This window comes from Streptomyces fungicidicus, from assembly GCF_003665435.1.
In the GTDB taxonomy this organism is placed as follows: domain Bacteria; phylum Actinomycetota; class Actinomycetes; order Streptomycetales; family Streptomycetaceae; genus Streptomyces; species Streptomyces fungicidicus.
Genome location: NZ_CP023407.1, coordinates 5,360,081 through 5,375,904, shown reverse-complemented (window position 1 = coordinate 5,375,904; position 15,824 = coordinate 5,360,081). Strand labels below are relative to the sequence as shown.

General features: G+C 71.9%; 13 protein-coding genes and 1 pseudogene. 10 read left to right on the top strand and 4 right to left on the bottom strand.

The genetic code is table 11. The features are described 5' to 3' along the window. The first annotated feature begins 59 nt into the window (after positions 1–59). The 4 genes from CNQ36_RS24735 to CNQ36_RS24720 all read left to right on the top strand — a co-directional run bounded on the left by CNQ36_RS24735 (position 60) and on the right by CNQ36_RS24720 (position 2,715). The gene (locus CNQ36_RS24735; protein WP_121547570.1) at positions 60–692 is read left to right on the top strand and encodes an AIM24 family protein; all 633 of its coding nucleotides are present in this window, start codon (positions 60–62) and stop codon (positions 690–692) included. Between the two features lies 1 nt (position 693). After that, positions 694–1,344, top strand: a complete 651-nt coding sequence (locus tag CNQ36_RS24730; protein WP_004925408.1) for an AIM24 family protein — start codon at positions 694–696, stop codon at positions 1,342–1,344. Further along, positions 1,341–2,141, top strand: a complete 801-nt coding sequence (locus CNQ36_RS24725; protein WP_121547569.1) for an AIM24 family protein — start codon at positions 1,341–1,343, stop codon at positions 2,139–2,141. The genes CNQ36_RS24730 and CNQ36_RS24725 overlap by 4 nt, the downstream gene beginning before the upstream one ends. A 97-nt stretch (positions 2,142–2,238) precedes the next feature. Beyond that, positions 2,239–2,715, top strand: a complete 477-nt coding sequence (locus tag CNQ36_RS24720; protein WP_004925412.1) for a MarR family winged helix-turn-helix transcriptional regulator — start codon at positions 2,239–2,241, stop codon at positions 2,713–2,715. A gap of 7 nt (positions 2,716–2,722) precedes the next feature. Here CNQ36_RS24720 and CNQ36_RS24715 read toward each other — a convergent pair whose 3' ends face one another. Together CNQ36_RS24715 and CNQ36_RS24710 are read right to left on the bottom strand one after the other, a co-directional pair. Further along, positions 2,723–4,189, bottom strand: coding sequence for a sensor histidine kinase (locus CNQ36_RS24715; RefSeq protein ID WP_121547568.1), 1,467 nt, complete (start codon positions 4,187–4,189; stop codon positions 2,723–2,725). After that, positions 4,186–4,901, bottom strand: a pseudogene (locus tag CNQ36_RS24710) (response regulator transcription factor). The gene CNQ36_RS24715 and the pseudogene CNQ36_RS24710 overlap by 4 nt, the downstream one beginning before the upstream one ends. 120 nt (positions 4,902–5,021) lie before the next feature. Between CNQ36_RS24710 and CNQ36_RS24705 the strand changes: the two are divergent. Next, positions 5,022–5,684 carry a PepSY domain-containing protein gene (locus tag CNQ36_RS24705; protein ID WP_121547567.1) on the top strand — a complete coding sequence of 221 codons (663 nt, stop codon included), beginning with the start codon at positions 5,022–5,024 and terminating at the stop codon, positions 5,682–5,684. A 158-nt stretch (positions 5,685–5,842) separates the two neighbouring features. On the opposite strand, the gene meaB is transcribed toward CNQ36_RS24705, so the two are convergent. Together meaB and CNQ36_RS24695 are read right to left on the bottom strand one after the other, a co-directional pair. Then, positions 5,843–6,817 carry a methylmalonyl Co-A mutase-associated GTPase MeaB gene (meaB, locus tag CNQ36_RS24700; protein WP_004925419.1) on the bottom strand — a complete coding sequence of 325 codons (975 nt, stop codon included), beginning with the start codon at positions 6,815–6,817 and terminating at the stop codon, positions 5,843–5,845. A gap of 72 nt (positions 6,818–6,889) precedes the next feature. Further along, positions 6,890–8,113 carry an acetyl-CoA C-acetyltransferase gene (locus CNQ36_RS24695; RefSeq protein ID WP_121547566.1) on the bottom strand — a complete coding sequence of 408 codons (1,224 nt, stop codon included), beginning with the start codon at positions 8,111–8,113 and terminating at the stop codon, positions 6,890–6,892. Positions 8,114–8,260: 147 nt separating this feature from the next. On the opposite strand from CNQ36_RS24695, the gene mce reads away from it, so the two are divergent. The 5 genes from mce to CNQ36_RS24670 all read left to right on the top strand — a co-directional run bounded on the left by mce (position 8,261) and on the right by CNQ36_RS24670 (position 15,755). Beyond that, a complete protein-coding gene (mce, locus tag CNQ36_RS24690; protein WP_004925424.1) occupies positions 8,261–8,701 on the top strand; it encodes a methylmalonyl-CoA epimerase in 441 nt (146 codons plus the stop codon). 229 nt (positions 8,702–8,930) lie between these two features. After that, positions 8,931–12,812 (top strand): polarized growth protein Scy, encoded by a 3,882-nt coding sequence (gene scy, locus CNQ36_RS24685; protein WP_121547565.1) that lies wholly within the window; start codon positions 8,931–8,933, stop codon positions 12,810–12,812. A gap of 183 nt (positions 12,813–12,995) precedes the next feature. Continuing rightward, entirely contained in the window at positions 12,996–13,934 is a 939-nt protein-coding gene (locus CNQ36_RS24680) for a coiled-coil domain-containing protein (protein WP_004925430.1), read from the top strand. Positions 13,935–14,019: 85 nt separating this feature from the next. Beyond that, positions 14,020–14,979 (top strand): ABC transporter ATP-binding protein, encoded by a 960-nt coding sequence (locus CNQ36_RS24675; protein ID WP_121547564.1) that lies wholly within the window; start codon positions 14,020–14,022, stop codon positions 14,977–14,979. A 2-nt stretch (positions 14,980–14,981) separates the two neighbouring features. Beyond that, on the top strand, positions 14,982–15,755 hold the full coding sequence (locus CNQ36_RS24670) for an ABC transporter permease (RefSeq protein ID WP_004925434.1): 774 nt from the start codon (positions 14,982–14,984) through the stop codon (positions 15,753–15,755). The last annotated feature ends 69 nt before the right edge of the window (positions 15,756–15,824 follow it).

Genomic DNA, 15,824 nt, shown 5'->3' with positions numbered 1-15,824 from the left:
CTCCCCCGTCGGGCTCTGTCGGCGCGGGCAAAGGTGCCGCTACCGTCGCAAGCGTGGCTATGTTCCGACTTCAGAGCAGCAAGGTGCTCGCCGTCGACATGACCGGGGATGCCGTGAAGGCGAAGAACGGCTCGATGGTGGCGTACGACGGCGAGATGGCCTTCAAGAAGCTCAGTGGTGGCGGTGAGGGGCTACGGGGGATGGTGACCCGGCGGCTCACGGGTGAGCAGATGACGCTGATGGAGGTGAAAGGGCACGGGACCTGCTTCTTCGCGGACCGTGCCTCCGAGATCAATCTGGTGGGTCTGCAGGGGGACAAGCTGTTCGTGGAGTCGAGCAACCTGCTGGCGACCGACGGCGGGCTGCGCACCGGGACCAGTTTCACCGGCCTGCGAGGGGCCTCGCAGGGCAACGGGCTGTTCACGACCACGATCGAGGGGCACGGCCAGGCGGCGATCATGTCGGACGGGCCGGCCGTGCTGCTGCGGGTCAGCCCGCAGTACCCGCTGACGGTCGACCCCGGCGCCTATGTGGCCCACCAGGGGAACCTGCGGCAGTCGTTCCAGTCGGGTGTGACCTTCCGCACCTTCGTGGGAGAGGGCGGCGGCGAGGCCTTCCAGATCCGGTTCGAGGGCGACGGACTGGTCTACGTCCAGCCCAGTGAACGGAACACGATCGCGGGGGACGTGTGAGATGGGCTTCCGGGAGATCAACCCGAAGATGATCGAGGCGACCGTGGAACCGGGCCGGCGGCTGTTCAGCCAGCGCGGCGCGATGCTCGCGTACAAGGGGGAGGTGAGCTTCACCCCCAACCTGCGCGGCGGCCAGGGCGGGGTGATGTCGATGATCGGGCGGCGGGTCGCCAACGAGGACACGCCACTGATGACCGTCGAGGGGAGCGGGACCGTGCTGTTCGGGCACGGCGGCCACCACATCCAGGTGATCGACCTCTCCGGGGACACCCTCTACGTCGAGGCCGACCGGCTGCTCGCCTTCGAGGGCACCCTGGAGCAGGGCACGGTGTTCCTCGGCTCCCAGGGCGGGGTGATGGGCATGGTCCGGGGCCAGGTATCGGGGCAGGGGCTGTTCACCACGTCGCTGAAGGGGCACGGCTCGGTCGCCGTGATGGCCCACGGAGGGGTGATCGAGGTCCCGATCACCCCGCAGCGGCCGGTGCACGTCGACCCGCAGGCCTACGTCGCCCACCACGGCGACGTCCGCAACAGGCTGTCGACCGCCCTCGGCTGGCGGGACATGGTGGGCCGGGGCTCCGGCGAGGCCTTCCAGCTGGAGCTGAGCGGCAGCGGAGCCGTGTACGTCCAGGCGTCGGAGGAGAAGCTGTGAGCACGTACGGAACCCCCGGCGCCGGGCCCGCGGTCTTCGACCCGATGACGCTGCCGGCCGACGACAACGTCGATCACTACACCTTCTGCGTGGAGCTCAAGGGCACCCAGTGGTTCATGCAGAAGGGGAAGATGATCGCCTACTACGGCTCGATCGACTTCAACGGCGTCGGACACGGGCGACTCGACCGACTCGTCCGCACGTCGTTCCATTCGCCACTGCACGCGAGCGACTGGGTCGTGGCGGAGGGCTCGGGCAAGATGCTCCTCGCCGACCGGGCCTTCGACGTCAATTCGTACGACCTCGAGGACGGCAACCTGACCATTCGCTCGGGCAATCTCCTCGCTTTTCAGCCAAGTCTCGCGCTCAAGCAGTCGATCGTGCCGGGCTTCCTGACGCTGATCGGAACCGGAAAGTTCGTGGCCGCGTCGAACGGTCCGGTGGTGTTCATGGAACCCCCCATCCGGGTGGACCCGCAGGCTCTGGTCGGCTGGGCGGACTGCCCGTCCCCGTGCCATCACTACGACCACGGCTACCTGACCGGTGTCATGGGCGGTCTACGTGCGATGACGGGTCTCGGCGGGGCCTCCGGCGAGGAGCACCAGTTCGAGTTCGTGGGGGCGGGCACGGTGCTGCTCCAGTCGTCCGAGGCGCTGATGGCGGAGCAGGCCACGGGGGTCCCTCCGCATGAGCCGGGGGTACCCGGGGGCGGTGTCCCGGGTGGCCACGGGCAGGGCGCGGGCGCACCGCGCCTTCCCGGACAGCTGGGCGACCTCCAGCGTCGCTTCGGGCTGTGAGCGGTAGTGTGCGGGGTGTGACGTCGAACGCCTGAGCCCGGTGTCACCCGGAAGCGTTATTAGTTCGCCATTCAACTTCCTTAGGTAGACTTCATTCATGGAGACCGAGACGGCCACTCGCTGGCTGACCAATGCGGAGCAGTGCGCCTGGCGCACCCACCTGGAGGTCAACAGGCTGTTGACGTACCAGCTCGAGAAGGATCTGCAGCCGTTCGGCCTGACAATGAACGACTACGAGATCCTGGTGAACCTGTCCGAGTCGGAGGACCGGCGGTTGCGGATGAGCGACCTCGCCGCCGCGACCCTGCAGTCCAAGAGCCGCCTCTCGCACCAGATCACCCGTATGGAGAACGCGGACCTGGTCCGGCGGGAGAACTGCGAGTCCGACCGCCGCGGGCTCTACGCGGTCCTCACCGAGCACGGCATGGAGACCATGCTGAAGGTCGCGCCCCACCATGTGGCGTCCGTACGGCGGCACTTCATCGACCTGCTCTCCCCCGAGGCGCTCACCGAACTCGACAAGGCCCTCAAGCCCATCGCCGAGCACCTGCGGGGCCAGCGGGGACGTCACTGACCCGTCCTCATTCCCGCCCGGCGAGCGGCAGGCGGAGTTCGAACAGGGCTCCGCCGGCCGGCGCCGCGCCCGCGGTGAGCGTCCCGCCGTGCCGTACGGCGACATCCCTCGCGATCGCGAGCCCCAGTCCCGCGCCGCCGTCGTCGCGGCTGCGGGCGGCGTCCAGCCGCACGAACCGCTCGAAGATCCGCTCCCGGTCGGCCTCGGCCACGCCTTCGCCGTCGTCGGCGACCGCGAGCACCGCCGAGCCGCCCTCCTGCCGCACGGTCACCGTCACCCGCTCACGGGCGTGCCGCCGGCCGTTGTCCAGCAGGTTGGCGAGCACCCGCCCCAGCTGCCCCCGCGAGCCGGACACCTCTGCGGGCTCCGCGTCCACCGTCACCCCGGGACGTCCCGCGGCCTCCTCGCGGGCCAGCGCCGCCAGGTCGACCCGGGCGCCGGCGGGACGCTCCCCCGCGTCCAGGCGGGCGAGCAGCAGCAGGTCGGCGGCGAGGTGCTGGAGGCGCACGGTGTCCTCGACGGCGCCCTCCAGGTCGAGCAGCTCGGGGTGGGCGGCCGCCACCTCCAACTGCGTCCGCAGGGAGGCGATCGGGCTGCGCAACTCGTGCGAGGCGTCGGCGACGAAGCTCCGCTGCCGCTCCACGGACGCCTCCAGCGCGGCGAGGGTCTCGTTGGTGGTGCGGGCGAGACGGGCGATCTCGTCGTGCGTGGCGGGTTCGGGGACGCGGCGGGCGAGGTCCTCGGAGGCGGTGATCGCGGCCATCTCGCGGCGGATGCCCTCCACCGGGCGCAGGGCGCGTCCGGTGACCAGCCAGGTCACGCCGGCGACGACCGCCAGGAGCAGCGGGAAGCCGATGAGCATCACGGTCAGCGCGGTCCGTACGGCGCTGTGCTCGGCGGCCAGTGGGGCGCCCGCGTGGACGGTGAGGCGGCCCCGGTCGTGGGTCTCGACGCTCACGGCGGCGAAGCGGTAGTCCTCGGCGTCGCCGTCGATGGTGGCGGAGCCGTTGCTGAAGGTGGTCTCGCGGGCGATCTCGCCGGGTTCGAGGGACTCGCCGGAGTCGTCGGAGCCGCGCGAGTCGTCACCGGAGTCGTCGCCGTCCGAGTCGCCGTCCGAGTCGTCGTCATCGTCGTCGCCGTCCGGGTCCGCCGGCCGCGGCGTCACGTCGGCCGTCGCCGTGCCGCTGATCCGCTCCAGGTCGTCGCTGGCCGCGACCAGCCGCCCGTCCTCGTCGACGATCTGCACCGGGCCGTCGTCGCCGTCCAGCCCCGACAGCTTGTCGTACGGCGTCCGCACGGCGAGTTCGGCGGCGACCGCCCGCGCGGAACGCTCCGCCTGGGTGCCCGCCTCGCCGGTCAGATTGGAGCGCAGCGACAGCACCACGGCGGTGCCGGCCGCGACGAGGGCCACCGCGACCACGAGGGTGGCGCCGAGCGTCGCCCGCGCGCGGACCGAGCCGAACAGCCGGCTCACGGGGCCGTCTCCAGCCGGTAGCCGGCGCCGCGCACGGTGCGGATGAGCCGGGCGCGCAGCTTGCGGCGCAGGGCGCTGATGTAGACCTCCACGATGTTGGGGTCGCCCTCGTAGGCGAAGTCCCAGACGTGCTCCAGGATGTCGGCCTTGGAGACCACCTCGCCGGCCCGCAGCACCAGGTGCTCGAGGACCGAGAACTCCTTGGCGGTCAGCGCCACTTCGTCCTCGCCCAGGAAGACGCGGCGGGCGGCGGTGTCCACCTTGAGGTCGCCGTGGACATGGATGGGGAGGCCCCGGCCGGCCGGCGGCGCAGCAGCGCCTTGATCCTGGCGACGAGGACGACGTACGAGAACGGCTTGGTGAGGTAGTCGTCGGCGCCGGTGTCCAGGCCCTCCGCCTCGTCGTACTCGCCGTCCTTGGCCGTGAGCATCAGGATCGGCACGTCGTGTCCGGCGGCGCGGAGCGCGGCGCAGACCCGGTAGCCGTTGAGACCGGGCAGCATGATGTCCAGGATGAGGAGGTCGTACGTCCCCTCCGTGGCCCGGTGCAGGCCCTCCCGGCCGTCGTGGACGACGTCCACGGCGTAGCCCTCGGCGGTGAGTCCCTTGGCGAGGGAGAGAGCGAGGCGTTTCTCGTCCTCCACGATCAAGAGTCGATAGGGGCGGCGCGCAGCGCCTCCGGCAGGGTGGTGGTGGGTGACGGGCGGGCGCATGGCGCAAGGGTCGCAAAACGAAGCTGAAGATCGCTTCAGGAGGGTTCAGGTTCCTCTCAGCGTCGGTCGGCGAGATTGATGCCGGACAGTGCGTAACGCAGTGACTCGGGAGGACATCGCATGAAGCGCAACATCGTGATCGCCGTCGTCACGGCCGCGGCTCTGGTCGGGGGCGGTACCGCCACGGCCCTCGCGGTCTCGGGGGACGACGACCGGGGGGCATCGGTGGCGCGGGCGGAGGCCCGGGCGGGGGACGACGACGGACGGGACGACGACCGGGACGACCGGAACGAGGACCGCGACGACCGGGACGACCGGGGTGAAGACCGGAGCGACGACCGGGGTGACGACCGCGACGAGCGCGCCGTCTCCGGTGACGTGACCGCCGCCGAAGCACTCGCCGCGGCGCTGAAGCACACGCCGGGCACGGCCGTCGCCGCCGAACTGGACGACGGGGCCTGGGAGGTCGACGTCCTCGGGGACGACGACGGCTGGCACAGCGTGCAGGTCGACCCTGGCAGCGGGAAGGTGCTGGGGGCCTCGGCGGACGACGAGGACGACGCCCGCGAGGTGCGGGCCGCGCTGAAGGGTTCTTCGGTGACCGCCGGAGAGGCCGCGCGGGCGGCGGCCGGCAAGGGGGTCGTGACGTCGGTGGAGCTGGACGACGACGACCGGGGGTGGGAGGCCGAGACGCGTGCCTCCGGTGGGGGTGAGCGGGACTGGCGGGTGGACTTGGGCAGCGGGAAGGTGACCGCCGACCGGGGCGACTCCGACGACGACTGAGTGCGAGGGGCGGGCGGTGGGGGGTTTTCGCCCCCGCCGCCCCTTCCCGTCCCGTCCCCGGGGCTGCGCCCCGGGCCCCCTCCGGCCCTGGACGGGCCTTGTCCTCAATCGCCGGACGGGCTGATTGACGCCGAACGGGCTGCCTGGTGACCGGCGGGCTAATGCACGCCCGACGGGTTTGTCGAGGTCAGGCCCTTCACCAGTTCGTCCGCGGCGCGGTACGGGTCCAGGTCGCCGGCGATGATGCGTTCGGCCAGTGCGTCCAGGCGGCGGTCGCCGTGGAGGTCGCCGATGCGTTCGCGCAGGGCCGTCACCGCGATGGTCTCGACCTCGCGGGAGGCGCGGGACAGGCGGCGGGCCGTCAGGACGCCGTGCTCCTCCATCCACGCGCGGTGCTTCTCCAGCGCCTCGACGACCTCGTCGACGCCCTCCGCGCGGGCGGCGACCGTCTTGACGATCGGGGGCCGCCAGTCGCCGGGGGCGCGGGACTCGCCGAGGCCCAGCATGTGGTTCAGCTCGCGGGCGGTGGCGTCGGCGCCGTCGCGGTCGGCCTTGTTGACGACGTAGACGTCGCCGATCTCCAGGATTCCGGCCTTCGCCGCCTGGATGCCGTCGCCCATGCCGGGGGCCAGCAGGACCACGGAGGTGTCGGCCTGGGAGGCGATCTCCACCTCCGACTGGCCCACGCCCACCGTCTCGACCAGGATCACGTCGCAGCCCGCCGCGTCCAGGACGCGGATGGCCTGCGGCGCGGCCCAGGCGAGGCCGCCCAGATGGCCCCGCGTGGCCATGGAGCGGATGTAGACGCCCGGGTCGGAGGCGTGCTCCGACATGCGGACGCGGTCACCCAGCAGGGCGCCGCCCGAGAAGGGGGACGACGGGTCGACGGCCAGGACGCCGACCCGCCTGCCCTGCTTGCGGTACGCCGTCACCAGGGCCGAGGTCGACGTGGACTTGCCGACGCCCGGAGAGCCGGTGAGGCCCACCACGTACGCGTTGCCGGTGAGCGGCGCCAGGGCCGCCATGACCTCCCTCAGCTGCGGGGACGCCCCCTCCACCAGGGAGATCAGCCGGGCCACGGCCCGCGGCCTGCCTTCCCTGGCCTGGGCGACCAGCGAGGAGACGTCCTGCATCACAGCTCCGTTCACGAGAGTTCACGAGACTTCACGACAGAAGGCACCGCACACCTGCGGAGAAGGCCCGGCTCAGGCCCTGGGCACCCGCACGATCAGCGCGTCGCCCTGGCCGCCGCCGCCGCACAGCGCCGCCGCGCCGACGCCGCCGCCACGCCGCTTCAGCTCCAGCGCCAGGTGCAGCACCAGCCGGGCTCCGGACATCCCGATCGGGTGACCCAGGGCGATGGCGCCGCCGTTGACGTTCACCTTTTCGGTGGAAACGCCGAGATCCTTCATTGACTGCACGGCGACCGCCGCGAAGGCCTCGTTGATCTCGATGAGGTCGAGGTCGGAGACCTCCAGGCCCTCCTTCTTCAGCGCGTGCCGGATCGCGTTGGACGGCTGCGACTGGAGGGAGTTGTCGGGACCGGCCACGTTGCCGTGGGCGCCGATCTCGGCGATCCAGTCCAGGCCCAGCTCCTGCGCCTTGGCCTTGCTCATCACGACCACGGCCGCCGCGCCGTCCGAGATCTGCGAGGAGGTGCCCGCGGTGATCGTGCCGTCCTTCGAGAACGCCGGGCGCAGCTTGCCGAGGGACTCGGTGGTGGTGTCGCCGCGGATGCCCTCGTCCTTGCTGAAGAGGACCGGGTCGCCCTTGCGCTGCGGGATCTCGACCGGGGTGATCTCGGCCTCGTAGATGCCGTTCTTCTGGGCGGCGGCGGCGCGCTGGTGGGACAGCGCGGCGATCTCGTCCTGCTCGGGGCGGGCGATGCCGAGGCGGGTGTTGTGCTTCTCCGTGGACTCGCCCATGGCGATGTTCTCGAAGGAGTCGGTCAGCCCGTCGTGCGCCATGGCGTCGAGCATCTGCACCGCGCCGTACTTGTAGCCCTCGCGGGACTTCGGGAGCAGGTGCGGGGCGTTGGTCATGGACTCCTGGCCGCCGGCCACGACCACGTCGAACTCGCCGGCCCGGATCAGCTGGTCGGCCAGCGCGATCGCGTCGAGGCCGGAGAGGCACACCTTGTTGATGGTGAGCGCCGGGACGTTCATCGGGATGCCGGCCTTGACGGCGGCCTGGCGGGCCGGGATCTGGCCCGCGCCGGCCTGGAGCACCTGGCCCATGATCACGTACTGGACCTGGTCGCCGCCGATCCCCGCACGGTCGAGGGCGGCCTTGATCGCGAAGCCGCCGAGGTCGGCCCCGGAGAAGGACTTCAGCGAGCCGAGCAGCCGCCCCATGGGGGTGCGGGCGCCCGCGACGATGACGGAGGTGGTGCCGTTCGTTGCGGATGATGCGGAAGTTGCGGAAGACATGAGCTGCGATCCCCTTCCGGCTGCACAGCCGAGGAGTGAACGAGGGTTTACTTCGAATGTACTGACGTGCGGTGGACCACGTCATCGGCCTTTCGGTGTGATCGCGCGCACGTTGCGTAACCACCGCGGCCGCGCTGCACTGAAACCATGCTGACGCGAATCGACCACATCGGGATCGCCTGCTTCGACCTGGACAGGACCGTGGAGTTCTACCGGGCCACCTACGGCTTCGAGGTGTTCCACTCCGAGGTCAACGAGGAGCAGGGCGTGCGCGAGGCCATGCTCAAGATCAACGACACCTCCGACGGGGGCGCCTCCTACCTGCAGCTTCTGGAGCCGACCCGCGAGGACTCCACCGTCGCCAAGTGGCTGGCGAAGAACGGCGAGGGGGTCCACCACATCGCTTTCGGTACGGCGGATGTGGACGCGGAGGCCGCCGGCATCAAGGACAAGGGCGTACGCGTTCTGTACGAAGAGCCCCGGCGCGGCTCCATGGGGTCACGAATCACCTTCCTGCACCCCAAGGACTGCCATGGCGTACTGACAGAACTGGTCACTTCGGCGGCTGTTGAGTCATCGGAGCACTGACCGACGTACATAAGGGCCGGTAGGGTTGGGCCTGGTCGCCGCTCGATGCGTGGTGACCGGGTCCCGCCGTTTTCGGCGGCGGGATCGCCGGGGTCCGGGTTTCGGGGGGCTGGGGCAGGGCAGCAGCCCACGTTCCGCCGTTGATCTGACACCATTCCCCGGGGGCCCCGTTCGGCGGATGGACGGGGCTCGGCCAGACTTGCGACCAGGGGACGGATGGGACCGCGCAGTGCGGGGCTACGAGAGCCAGGAGCGAGAGCCGGCGGCTGACGTCGACCACCTCTCTCGGTTCGAAGCCGAGATGAAGCGGCTGAGGACGGAGCGGGAAAAGGCGATCCAGCACGCCGAGGACCTCGGCTACCAGGTCGAGGTGCTGCGCGCGAAGCTGCACGAGGCGCGGCGCACCATCATGTCCCGGCCCGCGTACGACGGCGGTGACCTCGGCTACCAGGCCGAGCAGTTGCTGCGGAACGCCCAGCTGCAGGCCGACCAGCTCCGCGCGGACGCCGAGCGGGAGCTGAGCCAGGCGCGGGCGCAGACCCAGCGGATCCTCCAGGAGCACGCGGAGCAGGCGGCCCGGCTCCAGGCGGAGCTGCACCAGGAGGCGGTGACCCGGCGCCAGCAGCTCGACCAGGAGCTGGCGGAGCGCCGGCAGACCGTCGAGGCGCACGTCAACGAGAACGTGTCGTGGGCGGAGCAGTTGCGCGCCCGCACCGAGCAGCAGGCCCGCCGGCTCCTGGAGGAGTCCCGCGCGGAGACCGAGCAGGCGCTGGCCGCCGCCCGCGCGGAGGCGGAGCGGCTGACCTCCGAGGCCCGGCAGCGGCTGCAGAGCGAGGCCGAGTCGGCCCGCGCGGAGGCCGAGCAGATCCTGCGCCGGGCCCGCACGGACGCCGAGCGCCTGCTGAACGCCGCGTCCACCCAGGCCCAGGAGGCCACCGACCACGCCGAGCAGCTGCGCACGTCCACGGCGAGCGAGTCGGACTCCGCGCGCCGTCAGGCGCAGGAGCTCGGCAGGGCCGCCGAGCAGCGGCTGTCCGAGGCGGACACCGCGCTGCGCGAGGCCCGCGCCGAGGCGGAGAAGGTGCTCGCCGAGGCGAAGGAGTCCGCCGCGAAGGCGCTCTCCTCCGCCGAGTCCGCCAACGAGACCCGTACGCGCACCGCCAAGGAACAGGTGGCGCGGCTGGTCAGCGAGGCGACCAAGGAGGCCGAGTCCACCAAGGCGGACGCCGAGCAGCTGGTCGCGGACGCCCGCGCGGAGGCCGAGAAGATCGTCGCCGAGGCCGCCGAGAAGGCCCGCACGCTCACCGCCGAGGAGTCCGCCACCCAGCTCTCCAAGGCGGCCAAGACCGCCGAGGACGTGCTCAACAAGGCGTCCGAGGAGGCCAAGCGGACCACCAAGGCGGCGGCCGAGGAGGCCGAGCGGATCCGCCGGGAGGCCGAGACCGAGGCGGACCGGCTGCGCGCCGAGGCGCACGACATCTCCGAGCAGCTCAAGGGCGCGGCGAAGGACGACACCAAGGAGTACCGCGCCAAGACGGTCGAGCTGCAGGAGGAGGCCCGCCGGCTGCGCGGCGAGGCCGAGCAGCTGCGCGCCGACGCGGTCGCCGAGGGCGAGAAGATCCGCGCGGAGGCCCGCAAGGAGGCCGTGGCGCAGATCGAGGAGGCGGCGAGGTCCGCCGAGGAACTGCTCGCCAAGGCGAAGGCGGACGCCGACGAGCTGCGGTCGAACGCGCAGACGGACAGCGAGAAGGTGCGCACCGAGGCCATCGAGCGCGCCACGACGCTGCGCCGGCAGGCCGAGGAGACGCTGGAGCGCACCCGCAAGGAGGCCGAGCGGCACCGCGCGGACGTCGTCGAGCAGGCCGACGCGCTCAAGGAGGACGCCGAACGGGCCGCGCGCGAGCTGCGCGAGGAGACCGAGCGGGCCGTGGAGGCCCGCCGCACGGAGGCCGCGGGCGAACTGACCCGGCTGCACACCGAGGCCGAGGAGCGGCTCGCCGCCGCCGAACAGGCGCTGAGCGACGCGCGTGAGGAGGCCGCCCGGATCCGCCGGGAGGCGTCCGAGGAGGCCGAGCGGCTGCGCGCGGAGGCCGCCGAGCGGATCCGTGCGCTCCAGCAGCAGGCGGAGGCGGAGGCCGAACGGCTGCGCGACGAGGCCGCCGCGGACGCCTCGGCGTCCCGCGCGGAGGGCGAGTCCGTCGCCGTACGGCTGCGTTCGGAGGCCGCCGCCGAGGCGGAGCGGCTGAAGTCGGAGGCGCAGGACAGCGCCGACCGGATGCGCGCGGAGGCGCAGGCCGCCGCCGAGCGGATCGGCGCCGAGGCGTCGGAGACGCTGGCCGCCGCCCAGGAGGAGGCCGCCCGGCGGCGCCGCGAGGCCGAGGAACTCCTCGGCGCGGCGCGGCAGGAGGCCGGCCAGGAGCGCGAGCGGGCGCGGGAGCAGAGCGAGGAGCTGCTGGCCTCGGCCCGCACGCGGGTGGAGGAGGCGCAGGCCGAGGCCGTACGCCTGGTCGAGGAGGCGGACCGGCGCGCCACCGAGATGGTGTCGGCGGCCGAGCAGCACGCCCAGCAGGTGCGGGACTCCGTCGCGGGGCTGCACGAGCAGGCGCAGGAGGAGATCGCCGGGCTGCGTTCCGCCGCCGAGCACTCGGCGGACCGGACCCGCCGCGAGGCCGAGGAGGAGGCCGACCGGGTCCGCACCGACGCCTACGCGGAGCGGGAGCGGGCGTCCGAGGACGCGGGCCGGCTGCGGCGCGAGGCGCGGGACGAGACGGAGGCCGCGAAGACGCTGGCCGAGCGGACGGTGTCCGAGGCCATCACGGAGGCCGAACGGATCCGCGCGGAGGTGTCCGACCACGCCCAGCGGGTGCGCACGGAGGCGTCGGACGCGATCGCGGAGGCCGAGCAGGCGGCGTCGCGCACCCGGGCGGACGCCCGGGAGGACGCCAACCGGATCCGCTCGGACGCGGCGACGCAGGCGGACACGCTCATCACCGAGGCCCGCAGCGAGGCCGAGCGGCTCACCGACGAGACCCTGGCGGAGACCGACCGGCTGCGCACCGGGACGGTCGCCGAGGCCGAACGGGTGCGCGCGGAGTCGGTCGCCAAGGCGGAGAAGCTGATCGCGGACGCCACCGGGGACGCGGAGCGGCTGCGCGCCGAGGCCGCGGAGACGGTCGGCTCGGCGCAGCAGCACGCGGAGCGGGTCCGTCAGGAGGCCGAGCGGGTCAGGGCCGGCGCGGAGTCGGACGCCGAGCGGATGGTGTCGGCGGCGCGCGAGGAGGCGGAGCGGACGCTGGACGAGGCCCGCAAGGACGCCAACAAGCGGCGCTCCGAGGCGGCCGAGCAGGTGGACACGCTCATCACGGAGACCACCGCCGAGGCGGACAAGCTGCTCACCGAGGCGCAGCAGCAGGCGCAGAAGACGACGGCGGACGCCGAGGCGCAGGCGGACTCGATGGTCGGCGCGGCCCGCACCGAGGCGGACCGGCTGGTCTCCCAGGCGACCGTCGAGGGCAACTCGCGGGTGGAGAAGGCCCGTACGGACGCGGACGAGCTGCTGGTCGGCGCACGCCGGGACGCGACGCAGATCCGGGAGCGCGCGGAGGAGCTGCGCGACCGCATCACCGGTGAGATCGAGGAGCTGCACGAGCGGGCCCGCCGTGAGGCGGCGGAGACGATGAAGTCGACGGGCGACCGGTGCGACGCGCTCATCAAGGCCGCCGAGGAGCAGCTGGCCAAGGCGGAGGCGAAGGCCAAGGAGATCGTGTCCGAGGCCAACTCCGAGGCGGGCAAGGTGCGCATCGCCGCCGTGAAGAAGGCCGAGGGCCTGCTCAAGGAGGCGGAGCAGAAGAAGGCCTCGCTGGTGAAGGAGGCCGAGGAGCTGAAGGCCGAGGCGGTCCGCGAGGCGCGGCGCACGGTCGAGGAGGGGAAGCGGGAGCTCGAGGTGCTGGTGCGGCGCCGGGAGGACATCAACACCGAGATCTCCCGGGTGCAGGACGTGCTGGAGGCGCTGGAGTCCTTCGAGGCTCCCGGAGGCGCCAAGGACAACGGGGTCAAGGCGGGTGCCGCGGCCGGTGCGCCCCGCACCGGCGGCAAGTCATCCGATAGCTAGCAAAGCGGACCAAATCACCTGTCGGCGGAGGGCTTTGCCCAAGGCTTTGGCAAGCCTTCCGTCGGCGAGCCACTCAAAAGAGGTGTCATTCTCCGTATCAAACGTGCATCCGCTCGATGACACAGCGCTTCGGCCCCTAGGATTCCACCTATCACCTCACCGGTCTCTTTCGACAGGAACCCCATGAGCGACACTTCCCCCTACGGCTTCGAGCTTGTGCGGCGTGGGTACGACCGCGCTCAGGTGGACGAACGGATCTCCAAGCTCGTCTCCGACCGTGACAGCGCTCTCGCCCGCATCACCGCTCTGGAAAAGCGCATCGAGGAGCTTCACCTCGAGACGCAGAACGCCCAGGCCCAGGTCAACGACGCCGAGCCGTCGTACGCGGGTCTCGGCGCGCGCGTGGAGAAGATCCTCCGCCTCGCCGAGGAGGAGGCGAAGGACCTGCGCGAGGAGGCCCGTCGCGCGGCGGAGCAGCACCGCGAGCTCGCCGAGTCGGCCGCCCAGCAGGTGCGCAACGACGCCGAGTCGTACGCGGCCGAGCGCAAGGCGAAGGCCGAGGACGAGGGCGTCCGGATCGTCGAGAAGGCTCAGGGCGAGGCGTCCCAGCTACGCTCCGACGCGCAGAAGGACGCGCAGTCCAAGCGGGAGGAGGCGGACGCCCTCTTCGAGGAGACCCGCGCCAAGGCCGCGCAGGCCGCCGCCGACTTCGAGACGAACCTCGCCAAGCGCCGCGAGCAGTCCGAGCGCGACCTCGCGTCGCGTCAGCAGAAGGCCGAGAAGCGCCTCGCGGAGATCGAGCACCGCGCGGAGCAGCTGCGCCTGGAGGCCGAGAAGCTGCGCACCGACGCCGAGCGCCGTGCCCGCCAGACGGTGGAGACGGCCCAGCGTCAGGCGGAGGACATCGTGGCCGACGCCAACGCCAAGGCCGACCGGATCCGTTCGGAATCGGAGCGCGAGCTCGCGGCGCTGACCAACCGCCGCGACTCGATCAACGCCCAGCTCACCAACGTCCGCGAGATGCTGGCGACGCTCACGGGTGCCGCGGTGGCCGCCACCGGCGCTCCCGCCACGGACGACGAGCCGATCTCCCGCGGGGTTCCGGCCCAGCAGTCCCGGTAACACCCCGGCCGCCCGGCGACCGCACCTCGCGAAGCCCTCTGCCACTGCGGTGGCAGAGGGCTTCGTCCCGTTCTAGCGTGGCCGCATGATCGAGCTCGAGGGGCTGACCAAGCGGTACGGCGAGAAGGTGGCGGTCGACGATCTGACCTTCACCGTCAGACCGGGCATCGTCACGGGCTTCCTCGGCCCGAACGGCGCCGGCAAGTCGACCACCATGCGGATGATCCTGGGCCTCGACCACCCGACCGCCGGGGACGTGCGGATCGACGGCACGCACTACGACCGGCTGACGGACCCGCTGACGTACATCGGCGCCCTGCTGGAGGCCAAGGGCGTGCACCCCGGCCGCAGCGCCTACAACCATCTGCTGTGCCTCGCGCAGAGCAACGGCATCCCGGACCGGCGGGTGCGCGAGGTACTGGACACGGTCGGGCTGACAGCGGTGGCGCGGAAGAAGGCCAAGGGGTTCTCGCTCGGCATGGGGCAGCGGCTCGGCATCGCGGCCGCGCTGCTGGGCGACCCGCGGATCCTGATGTTCGACGAGCCGGTCAACGGCCTCGACCCCGAGGGCATCCACTGGATCCGCACCCTGATGAAGTCCCTCGCCGCCCAGGGCCGTACGGTCTTCGTCTCCTCCCACCTGATGAGCGAGATGGCGCTGACCGCCGACCACCTCGTGGTGATCGGCCAGGGCCGGCTGCTCGCCGACACCTCGATGGCCGAGTTCATCGAGCACAACTCCCGCTCCTACGTCCGGGTCCGCACCCCGCAGCGCGAGCGGCTGCTGGACGTGCTGCACCAGTCCGGGATCACCGCCGTGGAGGACGAAGACGGGGCGCTGGAGGTGGACGGCTCCAAGGCCGAGTACATCGGGGAGCTGGCCTCCCGGCACCAGCTGGTGCTGCACGAGCTGAGCCCGCAGCAGGCGTCCCTGGAGGAGGCGTTCATGCGGTTGACCGCGGAGTCGGTGGAGTACCACGCGCACACCGGCGCCGGCACGCCCGAGCCCCCGCAGCGGTGGGGCGCCGACTGGGAGAGGGGCTGAGCATGGCGGCAGCACAGGTCGTCCGGTCGGAGTGGACCAAGATCCGGTCGGTGGCGTCCACGGTGTGGACGCTCTCCCTGGCGGTGGTCGTCACCATCGCGCTCGGCATGCTGATCTCGGCGCTGTCGAAGAACGAGTTCGACACCATGAGCGCCCGGGACCGGCTCTCCTTCGACCCGACCTTCATCAGCTTCGCCGGGATGAGCCTCGGACAGCTGGCGATGATCGTGTTCGGGGTGCTGGTGGTGTCGAACGAGTACAGCACCGGCATGATCCGCGCCTCGCTCGCCGCGGTCCCGCGGCGCGGCACGTTCCTGTTCAGCAAGCTGGCGGTGGCCACGGCGCTCGCCCTCGTGGTCGCGATGGCCACCAGTTTCGCCGCGTTCTTCCTGGGCCAGGCGATGCTCGGCGAGCACCGGGCGTCCCTCGGGGACGACGGGGTGCTGCGGGCGGTGATCGGCGGCGGCCTCTACATGACGCTGATCGCGCTGTTCTCGATGGGCGTCGCGGCGATGCTGCGCTCCCCCATGCTGTCGCTGGGTATCCTGATGCCGTTCTTCTTCCTGATCTCCAACATCCTCGGCAACGTCGACGTCACCAAGAAGGTCGGCCGGTTCCTGCCCGACCAGGCGGGCAGCAAGATCATGCAGGTGGTGCCGCCCCTGGACGACGACACCCCGTACGGGCCCTGGGGCGGCCTGGGCATCATGGCGCTGTGGGTGCTCGCCGCGGTCGCCGGGGGCTACGTACTGCTGAGGAGGCGGGACGCGCAGTGAGCGGCCGCGCGGCAGCGGTTTTTACCTCCGCTTGAGCGGAACCGTCAGCGCCTCGATATCCTCCTAACC

Excerpts from the sequence above, each read along its gene's own strand:
- CNQ36_RS24680 (WP_004925430.1), top strand. The coding sequence starts at position 12,996 with ATGAGCGACACTTCCCCCTACGGCTTCGAGCTTGTGCGGCGTGGGTAC.
- CNQ36_RS24730 (WP_004925408.1), top strand. The coding sequence starts at position 694 with ATGGGCTTCCGGGAGATCAACCCGAAGATGATCGAGGCGACCGTGGAA.
- CNQ36_RS24705 (WP_121547567.1), top strand. The coding sequence starts at position 5,022 with ATGAAGCGCAACATCGTGATCGCCGTCGTCACGGCCGCGGCTCTGGTC.
- mce (WP_004925424.1), top strand. The coding sequence starts at position 8,261 with ATGCTGACGCGAATCGACCACATCGGGATCGCCTGCTTCGACCTGGAC.
- CNQ36_RS24675 (WP_121547564.1), top strand. The coding sequence starts at position 14,020 with ATGATCGAGCTCGAGGGGCTGACCAAGCGGTACGGCGAGAAGGTGGCG.
- CNQ36_RS24720 (WP_004925412.1), top strand. The coding sequence starts at position 2,239 with ATGGAGACCGAGACGGCCACTCGCTGGCTGACCAATGCGGAGCAGTGC.
- CNQ36_RS24695 (WP_121547566.1), bottom strand. The coding sequence starts at position 8,113 with ATGTCTTCCGCAACTTCCGCATCATCCGCAACGAACGGCACCACCTCC.
- CNQ36_RS24670 (WP_004925434.1), top strand. The coding sequence starts at position 14,982 with ATGGCGGCAGCACAGGTCGTCCGGTCGGAGTGGACCAAGATCCGGTCG.
- meaB (WP_004925419.1), bottom strand. The coding sequence starts at position 6,817 with ATGCAGGACGTCTCCTCGCTGGTCGCCCAGGCCAGGGAAGGCAGGCCG.
- CNQ36_RS24735 (WP_121547570.1), top strand. The coding sequence starts at position 60 with ATGTTCCGACTTCAGAGCAGCAAGGTGCTCGCCGTCGACATGACCGGG.